The sequence below is a fragment of the Bradyrhizobium sp. UFLA03-84 genome (assembly GCF_002289535.1).
Taxonomy (GTDB): Bacteria; Pseudomonadota; Alphaproteobacteria; order Rhizobiales; family Xanthobacteraceae; genus Bradyrhizobium; species Bradyrhizobium viridifuturi.
This window is the reverse complement of sequence record NZ_NSJY01000003.1, coordinates 292,054-307,375: the sequence shown is the minus strand read 5'-3', so window position 1 is coordinate 307,375 and position 15,322 is coordinate 292,054. Positions and strand designations below refer to the sequence as shown.

Sequence of the window (15,322 nt, the reverse complement as noted above, 5' to 3'; positions counted from 1 at the left end):
TTCTATCCGTCCGCGCCACGATGCAAAAGCCTAAATGTCACAGGGCGCTGCCATACACCTGCCGCGATTTGCCGGGTTGCGACCAAACCACGATCGGATTTGCGGCGCGATCTATCCGAGCCGTTCAGCTGGCGTCCGGCCCGGAGCCCTGCTTTGCGCGGACGGCGCCACGCTCCAGCAGCCAGGCCACGACCTCGCGATGCTCCGCCTGCTCCGCGATGTCGAGCGCTGTCTGCCCGGTCCAGGGAGCGGGCCAGTTGAGGTCGGCCCCGTGCTCGAGCAGATATTTTGCCGCGGCGAGTTGGCCGCCATGGCAGGCATTCCAGAACGGTCCCGAGAGCTCTCCGGCCGGGAGGGGCGCGGTCCCGAGCCGACGGACGATCTCGGGCATCATGCCGAGCGCCGCCTCGTGCCACAGCTGTGTTCGCGCGCCGCGCTCGGCCAGCCGCCGTGCCGCCGCCCATTGGCCGTAACCGACAGCCGACGACAGCGCTGGACCGCCGTCGATCGATGAGCCCTCGTGCTCGATATCGGCGCCGGCATCGAGCAGTGCATCGATCAGCGCGACATCGTCATTGCTGGCGGCCCAGTGCAGCGGCGTTTCCCGATGCCACATTGCAGCCGCCGGCGCGTCGAGATCGGCGCCGGCTGCGGAGAGGATCTGCACGATCGCAGCCGCATTGGGGTTGTGACCCGGCCAGTCGGCAAACAGGTGCAGCGGGCTTCGCCCGCCGCCCTTCGCATCCTCGACCACGCAGCCCGCAAGTTCGCGATGGGATGCGAGCAGCGTGCGGAGGCGTTCGGCCTCACCGGCCTTGAGCGCTGCCGTCAGCTCGACGGCAAGCGGGTCATCGCTTTGCAATCTCGGCATCTCGGTGCTCATCATCCGCCTCTTGCAAATCCCGCACGCCGCTGGCCGGCATCCGGCCTATTTCGCCGCATTCTGGCTCGCGCCGGTGAAGTAGAAATCCTCGCTTCCCGGCACCGAGGCGTAGCTGAAGGGCTGCTGCCGGCGGTCCGTCGCGGCCATGACGTCGTCGCGCACGAGGTCGAACAGCTTGCGGATCTCGATCCGCGGCGTCTGCATGCGCTTGATCAGGGCGGTCACGAACGGGCTGTGGCCGCCGTCGCCGTCGAGCGCGACCTGGCCGTGCTTGGCGGCGTAGACGACGAGCGTGCCGCTGTCGGGCTCGACCTGGGCCAGCCCCCTGCCGATCGAGCGCGACGCGACGGTGCGCTTGATCTGGTTGGCGAACGGATTGTCGCGGCAGGCATCGAGGATGACGAGATGCAGCTTGCGCGCACCTTCGGTGGCGCCCATCACCTGGGTCAGCGCGACCGCCTCGTACGGCACGTCGCGGTCGGTCGCAAGCTTCGCGTCGACCGGGACGAGATAATTCTCACCCGCCATCTCCATGCCATGTCCGGCATAGTAGATCACCGCCCAGTCGGCGCCGTCGGCCGCGTTGGCGAAGGACTTGAGGGCTTCGACAAGGCTGTCCCGCGTCGCGTCGGTAACGAGGCGCACATCCTGAAAGCCCACAGCCCGCAGCGTCTCGGCGATCGCGGCCGCGTCCTGGCCGGGGTTCGGCAGCACCGGCACCGAGCGGTATTTCGAATTGCCCACGACCAGGGCGACGCGCCGCTCCGTCGTCGTTGTCTTCTGCCCGCCACCGACCGGCGCGATCGGAATGGCCGCGGCGACCGCGGTTGCCGGCTTGGCCGCGCCGTGATCTGCGACGACGCTCTTGTCCGTGCTGGCAATTTTATCCAGCCGTTGCAGGCCGTCCCGGGCGACGCGCTGGCCCTGGGTGCGGTCGAGCTGATCGAGGCCGATGACGTCGAGCGCGTGGCGGAAGTCGGCGCGCGCGGCGTCGATATCGCCCTTCTTCTCGTCGGCGAGGCCCCGCCGCGCGTAATTCAACGCGCCCTGGGCATTGAGCTGCGTGGCGTGGTCGTAGTCGCGCATGGCCTGATCGAGCTCGCCTTTGCCGGCCAGCGTCAGGCCGCGCAGCGAGTAGAACTCAGCCTGCCCGTCCTGGATCGCTATCGCGCGGTCGACATCGCGCGCGGCATTGTCGAGATCGCCGGCGCTGATCTCGATGACGGCGCGGCAATAATAGGGGCCGGCCGCGCGCGGCGCGAGCTTGATCGCCTGCTGGCAATGCAGCGCCGCGAGCCGGTCCTTGCCGCTGAAATCATAGACCAGCGCGCGATTGACATAGGCGTACCACGAGTTGGGATCGAGCTCGATCGACTTGCCGTAATCGGCAAGCGCGCGATCATAATCGCCGGTGGCGACGAACAGCTCGGCGCGGTTGTTGAACCAGCCGGCGCTGAACGGACCGGCGGGCTTGAGCTGGATCGCTCGGTCGAAGTCGCTCAGCGCGCGGTCGTAGTCCTGGTTTTGCAGATAGACCTTGGCGCGCTGGCCATAGGAGGGCGCAAACGACGGATTGATCGTGATCGACTGATCGTAATCGGCCTTGGCCTTCTCCAGATCGCCCTTGTTATGCCAGGCGAGCGCGCGGTTGTAATAGGTGATCGAAAGGTCGCGTCCCCTGGGATTGGCCGCGATCAGGCGGGTGCAGGCGGGGATCGCGAGCTCCGGGTGCGGATCCTTGGCGTCGCACGCCGCAGCGTCCTCTCTCAAACCGGCATAGGATGGTGTGGTGAACAGCAACAGCAGGCCGAGTGCGGCGAGCTTGGGCAGTGAGGGGCGCATTCCGGTCATTCCATTCCAGCGACCGGAAATTGAGACCACAATGTTGTTCGCGCCGTGGCAGGAATTCGCGAGCCGGGTTCCGCGCCCCGGCCCGGTTCGAGCCCATCAGCCGCGTGCGTCGCGATGCAAGGAGCCCGAATCATGCAGCATGACCGCGAGCTGGTGCAGCTGCGCGTCGCGAAGCCCCTGCTTCTCGATCGAGGCCACGGTCGAGAGCACATAGTCGCGGTTGTTGCCGGAACGGCCGTGGCCCTGCTGCACCAGGCGCAGCTGCTCGGACAGCGACAGCCGTCCGGCATATTGCACATGGCCGCGGTCGACCACATAGGCGAGCGCAGAGACGCGATCGCGCGCCGCGTTCTCCAGCCATACCGAGCGCATCACCTCGCGATAGACGTTGGTGGTCTGCTCGCGCGCCCGCAAATAGGCGATGGTGTCGTGGCGCTGGCGGGCGGCGACGCGGAATGCGATGCCGCGGCAGGCGCCGCCGCGGTCGAGCCCGAGCACCAGGCCCGGCTTCTCCGGCGTGCCGCGGTGGTCGAACGAATAGACGCAGAGCGCGCGATGCTCACCGATCAGCCGTGCCGGCACCTGCTCGAGGAACTCGAAGCCCGGCTTCCACATCAGCGAGCCGTAGCCGAACACCCAGAGGTCGCCGTCGGTTTCGGAATGGGGGGGATTTGCTGACATCGCGCAGATGGGCTAGCAGAACGGGCCGTCGAAGCGAAGCAGATTCCGTGATGTTTCCAAGAGTTGCGCAAGAGTTGCGCAAGGGTTGCAGAAGGGTCGCAGAAGGGTTGCGTGAAGGTTGCGTGAGGCTTGCCCGCGGCTTGCTGCCGCTTAGATTTTGACAAATTCGCGCTCCAAAGGACGCCGCATGTCCGATTTGACCTCCGCCCCCCGCCGCCGCTCGCGCTTCGGCCTCTATGCCGTCCCCGTCGCGGTCCTGATCGCCGCGGTGCTGTGGAGCGGCTTCTGGTTCTTCGCCGCCTCGCAGGTCGGCGTGCAGGCCGATGCCTGGCGTGCGCAGGAGGCGAAGGCGGGCCGGGTCTATGATTGCGACAAGCGCTCGGTGGCAGGTTACCCGTTCCGCTTCGAAGTCCGCTGCACCGATCCGAGCGTGATGCTGGTGTCACAGACCGCCTCGCCGCAAATGGCGTTCGTGGCGCGGCTCGCCGAGATCCTGGTCGTCGCGCAGGTCTATGATCCCAAGCTGGTGATCGCGGAGTTCAAGGGCCCGGCGACGATCGCCGAGCGCAATGCGCAGCCGACGTTGTCGGTGAACTGGAGCCTCGGCCGCAGCAGCGTGGTCGGCTTGCCGGCGGTGCCGCAGCGCGCCTCGCTGGTGTTCGACAATCTCGCGATCGACCGCACCGGCGGCCCCGCGCCGACGCCGCTGATGCGGGTCAATCACATCGAACTGCACGGACGGCAGGTCGACGGCTCGGCTCCTGACAGCCCGGCGATCGAGACCGTGCTCCAGATCAATGGCGGCACCTTGCAGGAGGTGCATCCGCTGCTCACCCAGCCGTTCAACGCCGACATCCACGCGCGGCTGAACGGGTTGAAGGATTTCTCGCCGAAGCCGTGGCCGGATCGCTTCCGCGAGATCCAGGCCGCCGGCGGCAGCGTCGAGATCCAGCAGTCGCGGATCGAGCAGGGCGATGTGCTCTCGGTCGCGGCCGGTACGCTGCGCCTCAACGCGCAAGGCCGCATCGAGGGCGAGCTGCAGATGACGGTCGCGGGCCTCGACCGCGTCATCCCCGCGCTCGGCATCGACAAGATGCTGGAGGACGGCGTGCCGCAGGCAACGCTCGATCGCGTTGCGCCGGGCGTGAAGAGCCAGGACCTCAGCAATCTGTTCGGCGCGCTGGACCGCGCCATTCCCGGCCTCGGCAAGGTGATCAAGCAGAACGCCAATGCCGGCATCTCGGCCGGGATCAATTCGCTCGGCACCGAGGCCACGCTCGAAGGCAAGAAGGCGCGCAGCTTCCCGCTCCGCTTCGCCGACGGCGCGGTGTTCTTGGGCCCGCTGAAAGTCGCGCAGATCCCGCCGCTGTTCTGAGCAGCGCGCTCAGTCAGCCGGGATGAAGCGGAGCGTTCCGGCGCGACGCGTTGGCTTGCCGGTGTCGTTGGTGTGGTTGACGCCGTCCATGACCGGCACGTCGGGGAAATCGAACGGGCTGACCCCGTCGAGGCAAGCGACGTTGACGGCATAGAGGTTCTGGTCGGAGCGCCGTTGATGATGGGTGTAGATTCCGCAGCGGGAACAGAAGAAGTGCTGCGCCGTTCCGCTATGGAAGCGGTAGCTCGTCAGCGCGTCCTCGCCCTGCAGGAATCTGATCCCGCCCATCTCGGCCATGGCGACGACGGCGCCGCGCATGCGGCAGTAGGAGCAGGTGCAGCGGCGGATCGAGTTGAAGCCGTCGCTGAGCGCCACCTCGAAACGCACGGTGCCGCAATGGCACTGGCCGGTCCGAATGCTCGTGTCGTCAGCCATGTTGCGTGCCCCTGTTGATCGCCTGATCACGACATGGACGTATCGCCAAAATCCGAACCGGACAACCCGGTAAAAACTCGCGCATAGCGCGAGAAAAACTCACGCGAAGGCGCGACGTCGGTGTTGTCGCTTCGTAGGGCGCATTAGCCGCAACGCGCAATCCGCCGTCCTTCAGCGCCGACAGTGCAGTGGATCACGCTTCGCTGATGCGCCCCACGATTCATTGATCCCTCGCGCGTGATATCGTTCATCACGGCAAACTATTCCCGCGGCAGCGATGAGAAAAACGTGACCGCAATATTGCGGGCCGCCGCGAATATCATTCCCCGAGTACCGCTCTCTCTCGCCTGAGGAAACAACCTCGTGTGGAGGAAGCGATGCGAGTTCTCGGGGGAATTCTGCTCGGCAGCATGCTGTTGTCGGCAGGTTCAGCGTTGGCGGACGACGATGCGTCGGAGCTGAAGGCGTTGAAGACGCGCCTCAAACAGCTCGAGCAGAAGATGGAAGCGCAGGCGCGCAAGGAGGAGGCGCTGGCGGCAAGGCAGAGCGCCATGCAGAACACCCAGATGGCGGCGAAGGCGCCGATACCGTTCGATCCCTGCGCATCGGGCAAGCTCTGCTACAAGGGCGTCACCTTCACCTTCGGCGGCTGGGTCGATCTCACCGGCATCTATCGCAGCCGCAATCTCGCCTCCGACACCGGCTCGGTCTACAACTTCATTCCGTTCCGGCAGAGCAAGAACTTCAACACCGACGAAACGCGTTTCTCCGCGCGCCAGAGCCGGTTCTCGCTGCTCGCGGAAGCCGATGTGTTCGCCGACACGCACGTCGCGGGCTATGGCGAACTCGACCTCGAAGGCGCGGCGCAGACCGCAAATTCCGTCGCGACCAACTCGTTCAACCCGCGGCTGCGCCAGGCCAGCATCGAGATCGCGCGCACCGATCTCGGTCTGCATTTCCTTGCCGGCCAGAGCTGGTCGTTGAATGCGCCGAGCAAGGCCGGCATCGATCCGCGCGGAGTCGATGCCCCCGGTGTGATCGATTTCGAATCGGTGCCGGGCTTCCTCGCGGCGCGCCAGCCCGGCGTTCGCGTCTGGCAGGATTTCGGGCCCGAGTTCAAGCTCGCCTTCTCGGCGGAAAATGCGCAGACCTCGTTCTTCGGTGGCAACGCGCCGCTGGTCGGGACGCCCGCGGTCGGTCCGCAGGGCGTGCTGAACCCGAATGTCCTCGTCAACCTCACCGGTCCGGGCGGCAGCTTCTTCAACAATGCCAACAACGTCAGTCTCAACCACGTGCCTGACTTCACCGTGAAGGGGGCGTGGGATCCGCGGCTCGGGCCCTACAAGCTGCATCTCGAGGGTTGGGCGATGTATCGCGACTTCTACGACCACTTCAACTTCGCCAACCACGACGTCAACACGGTGAGCTTCGGCGGGCATTTCTCGGCGGAGATCGTGCCAAAGCTCCTGGAGTTGCAGGGCTCGGCGTCACACGGCGCGCTCGGCCGCTTCACCGCGACGCCATTCCCGGACGCGACGCTGCGCCAGGACGGCTCGATCCAGCCGCTGCCGATCACGGCGTTCCTGCTCGGCACGGTCTGGCACACGACGCCGTCGCTCGATCTCTACGCCTATGCCGGCCTCGAGAAGACCAAGGCGACGTTCTCCAATGTCGGCTCGGTGCCGTTCGGCTACGGCAATCCGCTCTACAACAATCTCGGCTGCAACATCGAGAACTCGCCGACGGCGACCTGTAACGGCAACACCTCGGAGGTCAGGCAATATACGGTCGGCTTCTACGACACGATCTTCAAGGGCAATTACGGGGCGATCAAGGCCGGCGTCCAGTACTCCTACAACCAGCGCTTTGCCTTCGAAGGTGTCGGCGGTGCGCCGAGGACCGACGACCACATCATCATGTCGCAGATCCGCTATTACCCGTTCTAGGGCGGGAAGACGTGACTTCGGGTCGGGCAGCAGGCTCCGCTGCACCTCGCCCCGCATGCGGGGAGAGACAGAGGCCGCCTTCGGCGGCCGTTCTCAAGAACGCCGAAGCGGAGCTCAGCTACGCTGGATCGGAGATGCAATCCGGGTGAGGGGGAGTCTCCGCAAGCGCAACGCTCACCGCATCTGCGGAAGCGGCCCCTCACCCCAACCCTCTCCCCGTGAGAACGGGGAGAGGGGGCTTCGCAGGAAAGGAGACCGCACATGAGGATCGTGACCAGGCCGAAGCAGCGGGCCGTGATCGCCCGCGAGTTGATGATGGTCAGCCGCGCGGCGCATGTATTGCAGCGAACGGGCCTGGCGATGGCCGGTGCCATGGCCGGCACCTTCGTCGCCGCCCAGCTCGCGAAGGGGCACGTCGTTCTGTTCGGGACACTTGCCTTCATCGTGACGACGATCGTGATCGGTGCCGTCGGCTTCTATCTCGGAATCGATATTCCAAGGCCCGCTTTGCGCGCGACCGGGCGCATCGATGCCGTCGAGCTCATGAGTGCGGGCGGCAGCTTCCTCGCGGCGCTGGCGGCGCTGGTGTCGGTCTACGGCATCATCTTCGACGAGATCCCGCCGCGGGCCTGGGAATTCGTGATCGGCTCATGGTGGTTCGGCGGCGCCGTCATGCTGGCAACCGCAGGCCTCGTCGGCCGCCAGCGGCTGATGCAGAAGGTTGGGCCGATATCGGCGGGACCGATCAGGGATCAACGGTTGCGACGCTGAGCGAGCCCGCTGCGCCAATCTGTCCCGTAGCTGAGATCGGCCGATGCGCTACCCTCGCTGAAAAATCGGGGAGGGACCAAGATGCCAGCGAAGATCAGCCGCCGTCACGTCATCGCCGCCGGAGCAGCCGCCGCCGCAATGCCACTGCTGTCGCGCGGGGCCTCGGCGCAGGCGGCCTGGCCATCGCGGCAAATCCGCATGATCTGCAGCTACCCGGCCGGCGGGCAGACCGACCTGCTGGCGCGCGCGTTCGGCGAATTCATCGCGAGGCAGGTCGGGCAAACCGTCGTCATCGAGAACAAGGCCGGCGCCTCCGGCTCGATCGGCGCCGCGGAAGTGGCGCGATCAGCGCCTGACGGGCACACCATCCTGTGCTCGATCTCGACCACCTATGTCATGAACCGGGCGATGATGAAGAATCCTGGCTACGACATGGACAAGGATCTGACGCTGGTCAGCGTCATTCCTGGCGCCGGCCTCCTGCTGGTCGCGAGCCCGAAACTCGGCGTCAAGACGCTGGCGGAATTCGTCGCCCATGCGCGGAGCAGCGGCAAGATAAACTTCGGCACCTACAGCGCGGGCTCCGCCCCGCACATGACGATCAACGAGCTCAACAAGCAATACGGCCTCAATATCGAGCCGATCCATTATCGCGGTGAAGCGCCGATGTGGACAGGCCTGGCGGAAGGCACGCTCGACGTCGCGATGGGCAGCTACACCGCGGCGCAGAGCGTCCTGCAGAGCAACCGCGGTGTCGTGTTCGGAGTGCACTCCAAGAAGGTCGATGTGATCCCCGAAATTGCGACCCTGCCCGAACAGGGCGCGACCTCGAAATTCTTCACCGTGAGCGGCTTCTCGGGCTGGGCGCTGCCGAAGGCGACACCGCAGCCGATCGTCGACCGGCTCTCCGAACTCTGCGTCGCAGCCAACAACGATACCAAGGTGAAGGAGGTGCTCGCGACCTTCGTGCTGGAACCCGCGATCGGCTCCAAGGAGAGCAATGCGCTGTATCAGCGCGAGCTGCCGGTCTGGATGGAGGCCGCGCAATCGCTCGGCCTGCCGCCGGCGTAGAGATCCTGAACCGTAGAATGGGTAGAGCTAACGGGGCCGCGCAAGGTGCGGACCCGTTGATAAACTCCGCGAACCCATCAACGGCCCTCCGCGACGCCAGTGATGGGTTTCGCGGCGCTGGAAATCGCAGGAGCCAGCGGCTGCTTGTCTGCGTGACCATCGAGCGCGGCGCTTTGCCATGCCTCCATGAGGTCGGCCAGTTCTTCTGCTTCCAAACCGTAAGTATCGGGAAGCCTGTCGTTCGAAAATCCGAGGCTTGCGTTTGCAGCGCTAATGTAGCGCGAACGAGGCCTTATCGCCTCGAATTGGACACCCGACGAGGACTTGAAGCGATATGGCTGGAAGTCGGACACTTCCGCCCAGAGATATTGATTTCGTCCAAAGAGAGTGACTCGAAATCCATTGCTGTCGAGCTGCAGAGCTCCGACCTGCAGAGTGCGGGCGGACATCACAACTCCAAAGCCGAAAAAGGCTACGCCAAGCATAGACATTCCTATGCCAACACCGGCACCCTTGTTGCCGGCCTGAAGACTCAAAAATGCAATGACGCAGACAAAGATAGATGCGGCAGTCATCACGGCGCTCAGCATCATCACTACCCACCACTTGAGCCGCGAAGGGGTCAACGTGACAGGTCCGGGATACTCCGCGAGGAGCTTGCCTATTTTAGTAAGATTTTCAGACCGACTGCGTCTCGGCGCTCTACCTGTTTGAGCGGAGATTTCAGCCCTGGCGCGCTTCTGGGCGCGAGCGTTCAAGGCCATCATCACGACAATTATGCCGACGCAAATGAGCACACCGGCCAATCCAGGCCAGAAACCGTGATCCATCAAATGCCGGAGTTCTCCCTTCATCAAGGCAACGACGAAGCCTACGACGAACAAAGAAAAAACTATTCTTACGATCTTCATGCTATGACCAATGAATAGCGCGAACGGAGTCAAAGGCGCGGCCCGCTGCGTTTGAGTTCTAGCCTATCCGAAGCGGCAATGCACGCCCAGCGTGTATTTCCCATTGGTGATCTGTTACTAGCCGTCCCATCGCTCGGCCGGTGCCGGCTTAGCTACCCTAGAATGGGTAGAGCGCAGCGAAGACTTCAATTACGTTCACGGGTGAGGCGATGGGTTTCGCTTCGCTCTACCCGTCCGAGCTGCAGAATGTGCGGAGTTTCAATCGTCCCGCTGCACCAACTCGAAGGTGATGCCCTCGGGGCCCTCGAACAGCCGGAGCTAATGGGATGGTCCACTCCGTCCTCCCAGTGCAACAATGGCGGTGCAGACAAGGAGGAGTGGTCATGGCAAATCGCGAACCAACGAACGTGGCGGTCTATGGAGTCGATCTTGGCAAGAACGTCTTCCACATCGCAGGAGCCGATGCCGATGGCGCGATTATCGGCAACTGGAAATTCCGACGCGATAAGCTGCTGCAGTTCTTTAGAGAGGCTCAACCAGCGCTGATTGGTATGGAGGCCTGCCCCGGTTCACAATGGCTGGCACGTCACCTGCAGACATTTGGGCATCGTGTTCGCATCATTCCGGCCCAATTTGTGAAGCCCTATGTCAAGTCGAATAAGAACGACGTGATCGACGCGGCTGCGATCGCCGAGGCTGTCACGCGGCCGACCATGCGCTTTGTTGAGATCAAGACGGAGACGCAGGCGGAGCTGCAAGCGCTTCACCGTATCCGCGACCGCATGGTAACCGGGCGAACCCGGCTGATCTGCCAGATGCGAGCGCTGTGTATCGAGTTCGGCGTCGCAATCCATCAGGGTGTGGGTAAATTCAAGGCAGACATGCCGCGAGTACTGGCCAACGAGGAAAACGACCTGACGCCGATGATGCGCCGGCTGCTGGGAGATCTGTTCGGCGATCTGCGCCATCTCGAAGAGCGGATCACCGAAGTCACCCGTGAGATTGAAGCAAATGCTGCACAGGACGAGCGATCTCGACGGCTGATGACCGTACCCGGCATCGGCCCACTCATCGCCACCGCAATCCTGGCTTCGGCTGGAGACGGTCGGCAGTTCCGCACGGCACGAGACATGGCAGCTTGGCTGGGCCTCGTCCCAAGACAGCATTCCACTGGCGGAAAGACGACACTGCTGGGAATCAGCCGCCGAGGGAACCGCTACTTGCGGCGCTTGCTCATCCACGGCGCACGATCCTGTGTCATCCACCTTGATCGCAGCCGAGACCGGCTCGGCGCCTGGATCGACACCTTGCAGAAGCGCATGCACATCAACAAAGTCACGGTTGCATTGGCAGCAAAGATCGCTCGCGTCGCATGGGTGATTCTCAATCGGCCGGGAGCAACCTACGAACGCCGTGATCCCACGGTGGCGTAGAGTTCTAGGTCGACAGACTGCGAGGCTCGAGGAAACGATGACGAGACAGTTGATCGGCGCACTGTAAGCCTTCCTGCCGAAAGCGTGCTCCAGCACGACGAAGCTATCCAGGAACAGCGCGCGCGTATCTCATCTTGGCCTGGCTGCAACCGCAGCTCACTCGCGAGAGGCCGGATACATTTAAGCAGACTGTGCTCGTTACGAGACCGAAAAGCCTTGCACGGACGGAGTGGACCATACATTTCGGCTGATGTAGTCCATCTCCTCGCTCAGCATCTTTACACCGTTGGCCACCAGATGCGCGGTGGCCGCCTCGATGTCGTCGACGCGGAAGGCGAGGTGATTGAAGCCGAGTTTTCGCAGATTGGTCGGGTGCACGCCCGGATCGGTCCCCGGGGGCGGGTCGAACGCGAGCAGCTGGATCTCGAAACCTGCTCCTTCGAGTGCGAGGGTGATGTGCTGCGCTTTCATCGCCGGCATGCCCATGTACCGGGCGGGAACGCCACCGTCGATAGTAGCGACGTGAGTCTTTTTGAAACCAAGCAGCGCGAAGAATGCGATCGCCGGGCCGGCGTCTGCCACCGCGATCGTCACATGATCCGGACTGAGTATCATCTGATGGCTCCCTGTCATCGATGCCGCGTCAGCTTACAGCCCTTCGGGCAACTCGGGAATGACGGCAGGAGCTGCGAAAAAGCAACCCGATGGGCAGCTCAGAACCGCAATTCGGAGTCGTCCTGGCGAAGGCCGGGACCCATAACCACGGATGGTCATTGTTGCGCGACGCTGCAACGCCGAGTCCCGTTTACGACATCTGCTGTGGCATACGGGTCCCGGCTTTCGCCGGGACGACGAATGGAGAGAGCCCGCTTACTTCTTCAAATTCGCGTGCGGGCGGCCGAAGTCGGGCGCGGCGGAGTCCTGGCCGATCTCGACGATGCCGCGGCGGATGGCGCGGGTGCGGGTGAAGTGCTCGAACAGCGCTTCGCCGTCGCCGCGGCGGATCGCGCGGGTGAGCTTCGACAGATCCTCGGTGAAGGTGCCGAGCATCTCGAGCACGGCGTCCTTGTTGGCGAGGAACACGTCGCGCCACATCGTCGGGTCGGAGGCCGCGATACGGGTGAAGTCGCGGAAACCGCCGGCGGAGAACTTGATCACCTCGGACTCCGTCACCTGCGCCAGCTCGTCGGCGGTGCCGACAATGGTGTAGGCGATCAGATGCGGCAGATGGCTGGTGATCGCCAGCACGAGGTCATGATGGTCCGGCGTCATGATCTCGACCTTGGCGCCGAGCGCGGCCCAGAACGCGCGCAACCGGTCGGTCGCGGCGGGGTCGGTGCCTTCGGGCGGCGTCAGGATGCACCAGCGGTTGATGAACAGCTCGGCGAAGCCGGAGTCCGGACCGGAGTTCTCGGTGCCGGCGACGGGATGCGCGGGAACGAAATGCACACCAGCGGGCAGATGCGGCGCCATGTCCTTGACCACGGCGCCCTTCACCGAGCCGACGTCGGAGACGATGGCGCCGGGCTTCAGATGTGCGGCGATCTCGGCCGCGACCGGGCCGCAGGCGCCGACGGGGATGCAGAGGATGACGAGATCGGCATCCCTGACCGCTTCGGCATTGGTCGCGACGACGCGATCGACGATGCCGAGCTCGGCAACGCGCGCCCGGGACTTCTCCGAGCGCGCGGTGGTGACGATCTCGCCGACGAGGCCCTGCGCGCGCGCGCCGCGCGCGATCGAGCCGCCGATCAGGCCGAAGCCGATCAGCGCGATGCGGTTGAAGAGCGGAGCCGTGGTCACGTCGTCACTTTCCGGCCAGGAAGTCGCGCAGCCCCTCGACCACGAGGCGGTTGGCTTCCTCGGTGCCAATGGTCATGCGCAGCGCATGCGGCAGCTTGTAATTGTTGAGCGCGCGCAGCACGAGGCCGCGCCGCGTGAGATAAGCGTCGGCTTCCGCCGCGGTCCTGCCCTTGTCGGTCGGGAAGTGGATCAGCACGAAATTGGCGACGCTCGGCGTCACCTTCAGCCCGAGCTTGCCGATCTCCTCGGTCAGCCAGTTGCGCCACCGTTCGGTGTGGGTTCGCGACATCTGCACATGCGCAGTGTCCTCGATCGCTGCCACCGCCGCCAGCATCGCCGGCGTCGTGACATTGAACGGGCCGCGGATGCGGTTGCAGGCATCGACGATATGCGCCGGGCCGAACATCCAGCCGACCCGCAGCGCGGCAAGGCCGTGGATCTTGGAGAAGGTGTGCGTCACCACCGTGTTGTCGGTGGTCGCGACCAGCTCGATGCCGAGCTCGTAATCGTTGCGCGAGACGTAGTCGGCGTAGGCGGCGTCGAGCACCAGCAGCACATGCGCGGGCAGGGCTGCGCGCAGCCGCTTGACCTCGTCGAACGGGATATAGGTGCCGGTCGGATTGTTCGGGTTGGCGAGCCAGACCAGTTTTGTGCGCGGCGTCACCACCTTGAGGATGGCGTCGACATCGGCGGTGAAGTTGGCTTCGGCCGCGATCACGTTTCTGGCGCCGTTCGCCATGGTAGCGATCGGGTAGACCAGGAAGCCGTGGGTGGTCGAGATCGCCTCGTCGCCGGGCGCGAGGTAGGTGTGCGCCAGGAGATTGAGGATCTCGTCGGAGCCGGCACCGCAGATGATGCGGTCGGGATCGAGCCCGTAGGCCCGGCCGATCGCCTCGCGCAGCACCCGCGAGGTGCCCTCCGGATAGTCCTCGAGATGGTCAGCCGCGGCCCTGTAGGCGGCGATCGCCTTCGGCGACGGCCCGAACGGCGTCTCGTTGGCGGACAGTTTGAACACCTTGCGGCCCGGTTCCGGCACCGGGCTCTTGCCGGGCGTGTAGGGCGCAATATCGAGGATGCCGGGGTTCGGCACAGGGCGGGACATCATCTACTCCGGATATACAGATGGCCAGTTCTGACTTCAGGTCTTGTTTCAGGTCTTGGCCGATCCGTTAGAGGGCACCGTATAGCGCGTTGCGTGGCTGCCGACGAGGGCCGAAGAGCGCACCGAGGCGCCGGCCTTGATCAAAGCGAGCTTGATCTTTTCGAAATCGTGCCCGGTAACCGAGACCAGCAGGGCTGCGCCGTCGAAGGCGGTGTCGGGGACCGCGACGATCTCGGCGAGTGGCGCCAGGGCGCGGGCGACATCGGCGTTCCAGCCGGAGACGCGTACGCTCCAGGTCTGCACCTCCGTCACCATGGCGTCGTCAGCGACCCGCGAGATCAGGAACACCGGCAGCGCGGCGGGATGGTCGGCGCGCTCGAGGAACGGCAGCCGCGCGATGATCTTCGGCGCGCCATCGGCCTCCAGCGCATTCCACCACGGCGTGCGGCTCGCGATTGCGGAGACCAGCGCGAGGTCGCCCCTCGATTTAGCCACCGCCTCGACAGCGGCCTGGGCGCTGAAATGTGACACGTAGGGCACCACGAAGCCGAAGTGAAACCGCGCCGAGTCGCGCATCGCGGACTCGCCGACCGAGACATCGGCATGCACGGCGAATGGCGCCTGCACATAGGTGAAGGTCGAGATGATGACGCGCCAGATGCCCTCGATGGTGTCGAGCGGGAGAATGCCGCGATGGCGCTGCACCAGCTCGCGCATCATGCTGGCCTCGCGCGCCGGGCGGAACGCCGAGCCGACCTCCTGGGTCTTCTTGACCTGGATCAGGCGGTCGATGATGTCGCCGCGCGCCATCAGCAGGCGGTGCACCTGCTCGTCGATCGCATCGATCTCCTTGCGCAGCTCTTGCAGCGAAGGCGGCGACGGGGGTGGGTTGGACATGCTCTCAAACCTTGTCGTCCGGGCGGCCCGATGCCGTGCCGGACAGGGTCCCTGATTAGGAAAGACGGGCAGCGAAAGCAAAGAGAAACGTCGCAGCCGTGCCTTGCGCATTCGGTTAACCATGGGCGCCCGGCAAGGGGACGTTCGCTGGCCGCCTTGACGG

General features: G+C 64.7%; 14 protein-coding genes. 5 read left to right on the top strand and 9 right to left on the bottom strand.

What is annotated here, in order from left to right; translation table 11 throughout:
* Positions 1 to 124: 124 nt before the first annotated feature.
* From CK489_RS01480 to CK489_RS01470, 3 genes are all read right to left on the bottom strand, one after another.
* Positions 125 to 871 (bottom strand): ankyrin repeat domain-containing protein, encoded by a 747-nt coding sequence (locus tag CK489_RS01480; protein ID WP_095731184.1) that lies wholly within the window; start codon positions 869 to 871, stop codon positions 125 to 127.
* Positions 872 to 928: 57 nt separating this feature from the next.
* Positions 929 to 2,725: a caspase family protein gene (locus CK489_RS01475; protein ID WP_158226395.1), complete on the bottom strand. Its 1,797-nt coding sequence runs from the start codon at positions 2,723 to 2,725 to the stop codon at positions 929 to 931.
* A 105-nt stretch (positions 2,726 to 2,830) separates the two neighbouring features.
* Positions 2,831 to 3,415 carry a gamma-glutamylcyclotransferase gene (locus CK489_RS01470; protein ID WP_095731034.1) on the bottom strand — a complete coding sequence of 195 codons (585 nt, stop codon included), beginning with the start codon at positions 3,413 to 3,415 and terminating at the stop codon, positions 2,831 to 2,833.
* A gap of 187 nt (positions 3,416 to 3,602) precedes the next feature.
* Here CK489_RS01470 and CK489_RS01465 point away from each other — a divergent pair, with 187 nt between their 5' ends.
* Complete coding sequence (locus CK489_RS01465) at positions 3,603 to 4,790, top strand: DUF2125 domain-containing protein (RefSeq protein ID WP_095731033.1); 1,188 nt, start codon at positions 3,603 to 3,605, stop codon at positions 4,788 to 4,790.
* Positions 4,791 to 4,799: 9 nt separating this feature from the next.
* Here CK489_RS01465 and CK489_RS01460 read toward each other — a convergent pair whose 3' ends face one another.
* The gene (locus CK489_RS01460; protein WP_095731032.1) at positions 4,800 to 5,225 is read right to left on the bottom strand and encodes a GFA family protein; all 426 of its coding nucleotides are present in this window, start codon (positions 5,223 to 5,225) and stop codon (positions 4,800 to 4,802) included.
* 377 nt (positions 5,226 to 5,602) lie between these two features.
* On the opposite strand from CK489_RS01460, the gene CK489_RS01455 reads away from it, so the two are divergent.
* The 3 genes from CK489_RS01455 (at position 5,603) to CK489_RS01445 (ending at position 9,013) form a co-directional block, all read left to right on the top strand.
* A complete protein-coding gene (locus CK489_RS01455; protein ID WP_245350218.1) occupies positions 5,603 to 7,171 on the top strand; it encodes a hypothetical protein in 1,569 nt (522 codons plus the stop codon).
* 261 nt (positions 7,172 to 7,432) lie between these two features.
* Entirely contained in the window at positions 7,433 to 7,942 is a 510-nt protein-coding gene (locus tag CK489_RS01450) for a hypothetical protein (protein ID WP_095731030.1), read from the top strand.
* 81 nt (positions 7,943 to 8,023) lie between these two features.
* A complete protein-coding gene (locus CK489_RS01445) occupies positions 8,024 to 9,013 on the top strand; it encodes a Bug family tripartite tricarboxylate transporter substrate binding protein (protein ID WP_095731029.1) in 990 nt (329 codons plus the stop codon).
* 77 nt (positions 9,014 to 9,090) lie between these two features.
* Here the strand turns inward: CK489_RS01445 and CK489_RS01440 are convergent, their stop codons facing one another.
* Positions 9,091 to 9,924 (bottom strand): hypothetical protein, encoded by an 834-nt coding sequence (locus CK489_RS01440; protein ID WP_095731028.1) that lies wholly within the window; start codon positions 9,922 to 9,924, stop codon positions 9,091 to 9,093.
* 383 nt (positions 9,925 to 10,307) lie between these two features.
* Here CK489_RS01440 and CK489_RS01435 point away from each other — a divergent pair, with 383 nt between their 5' ends.
* Positions 10,308 to 11,357: an IS110 family RNA-guided transposase gene (locus CK489_RS01435; RefSeq protein WP_095731027.1), complete on the top strand. Its 1,050-nt coding sequence runs from the start codon at positions 10,308 to 10,310 to the stop codon at positions 11,355 to 11,357.
* A 198-nt stretch (positions 11,358 to 11,555) separates the two neighbouring features.
* Here CK489_RS01435 and CK489_RS01430 read toward each other — a convergent pair whose 3' ends face one another.
* The 4 genes from CK489_RS01430 to CK489_RS01415 form a co-directional block, all read right to left on the bottom strand.
* Positions 11,556 to 11,972: a VOC family protein gene (locus CK489_RS01430; RefSeq protein ID WP_095731026.1), complete on the bottom strand. Its 417-nt coding sequence runs from the start codon at positions 11,970 to 11,972 to the stop codon at positions 11,556 to 11,558.
* 255 nt (positions 11,973 to 12,227) lie between these two features.
* Positions 12,228 to 13,160: a prephenate/arogenate dehydrogenase family protein gene (locus CK489_RS01425; RefSeq protein ID WP_095731025.1), complete on the bottom strand. Its 933-nt coding sequence runs from the start codon at positions 13,158 to 13,160 to the stop codon at positions 12,228 to 12,230.
* A gap of 4 nt (positions 13,161 to 13,164) precedes the next feature.
* Positions 13,165 to 14,262: a histidinol-phosphate transaminase gene (gene hisC / locus CK489_RS01420; protein WP_095731183.1), complete on the bottom strand. Its 1,098-nt coding sequence runs from the start codon at positions 14,260 to 14,262 to the stop codon at positions 13,165 to 13,167.
* A gap of 48 nt (positions 14,263 to 14,310) precedes the next feature.
* Positions 14,311 to 15,159, bottom strand: coding sequence for a chorismate mutase (locus CK489_RS01415; protein WP_095731024.1), 849 nt, complete (start codon positions 15,157 to 15,159; stop codon positions 14,311 to 14,313).
* Positions 15,160 to 15,322: the final 163 nt, after the last annotated feature.

Coding starts and splice junctions, on each gene's coding strand:
- CK489_RS01465 (WP_095731033.1), top strand. CDS start 3,603: ATGTCCGATTTGACCTCCGCCCCCCGCCGCCGCTCGCGCTTCGGCCTC.
- CK489_RS01445 (WP_095731029.1), top strand. CDS start 8,024: ATGCCAGCGAAGATCAGCCGCCGTCACGTCATCGCCGCCGGAGCAGCC.
- CK489_RS01455 (WP_245350218.1), top strand. CDS start 5,603: ATGCGAGTTCTCGGGGGAATTCTGCTCGGCAGCATGCTGTTGTCGGCA.
- CK489_RS01435 (WP_095731027.1), top strand. CDS start 10,308: ATGGCAAATCGCGAACCAACGAACGTGGCGGTCTATGGAGTCGATCTT.
- CK489_RS01415 (WP_095731024.1), bottom strand. CDS start 15,159: ATGTCCAACCCACCCCCGTCGCCGCCTTCGCTGCAAGAGCTGCGCAAG.
- CK489_RS01430 (WP_095731026.1), bottom strand. CDS start 11,972: ATGATACTCAGTCCGGATCATGTGACGATCGCGGTGGCAGACGCCGGC.
- CK489_RS01460 (WP_095731032.1), bottom strand. CDS start 5,225: ATGGCTGACGACACGAGCATTCGGACCGGCCAGTGCCATTGCGGCACC.
- CK489_RS01470 (WP_095731034.1), bottom strand. CDS start 3,415: ATGTCAGCAAATCCCCCCCATTCCGAAACCGACGGCGACCTCTGGGTG.
- hisC (WP_095731183.1), bottom strand. CDS start 14,262: ATGTCCCGCCCTGTGCCGAACCCCGGCATCCTCGATATTGCGCCCTAC.
- CK489_RS01450 (WP_095731030.1), top strand. CDS start 7,433: ATGAGGATCGTGACCAGGCCGAAGCAGCGGGCCGTGATCGCCCGCGAG.
- CK489_RS01480 (WP_095731184.1), bottom strand. CDS start 871: ATGCCGAGATTGCAAAGCGATGACCCGCTTGCCGTCGAGCTGACGGCA.
- CK489_RS01440 (WP_095731028.1), bottom strand. CDS start 9,924: ATGAAGATCGTAAGAATAGTTTTTTCTTTGTTCGTCGTAGGCTTCGTC.
- CK489_RS01475 (WP_158226395.1), bottom strand. CDS start 2,725: ATGCGCCCCTCACTGCCCAAGCTCGCCGCACTCGGCCTGCTGTTGCTG.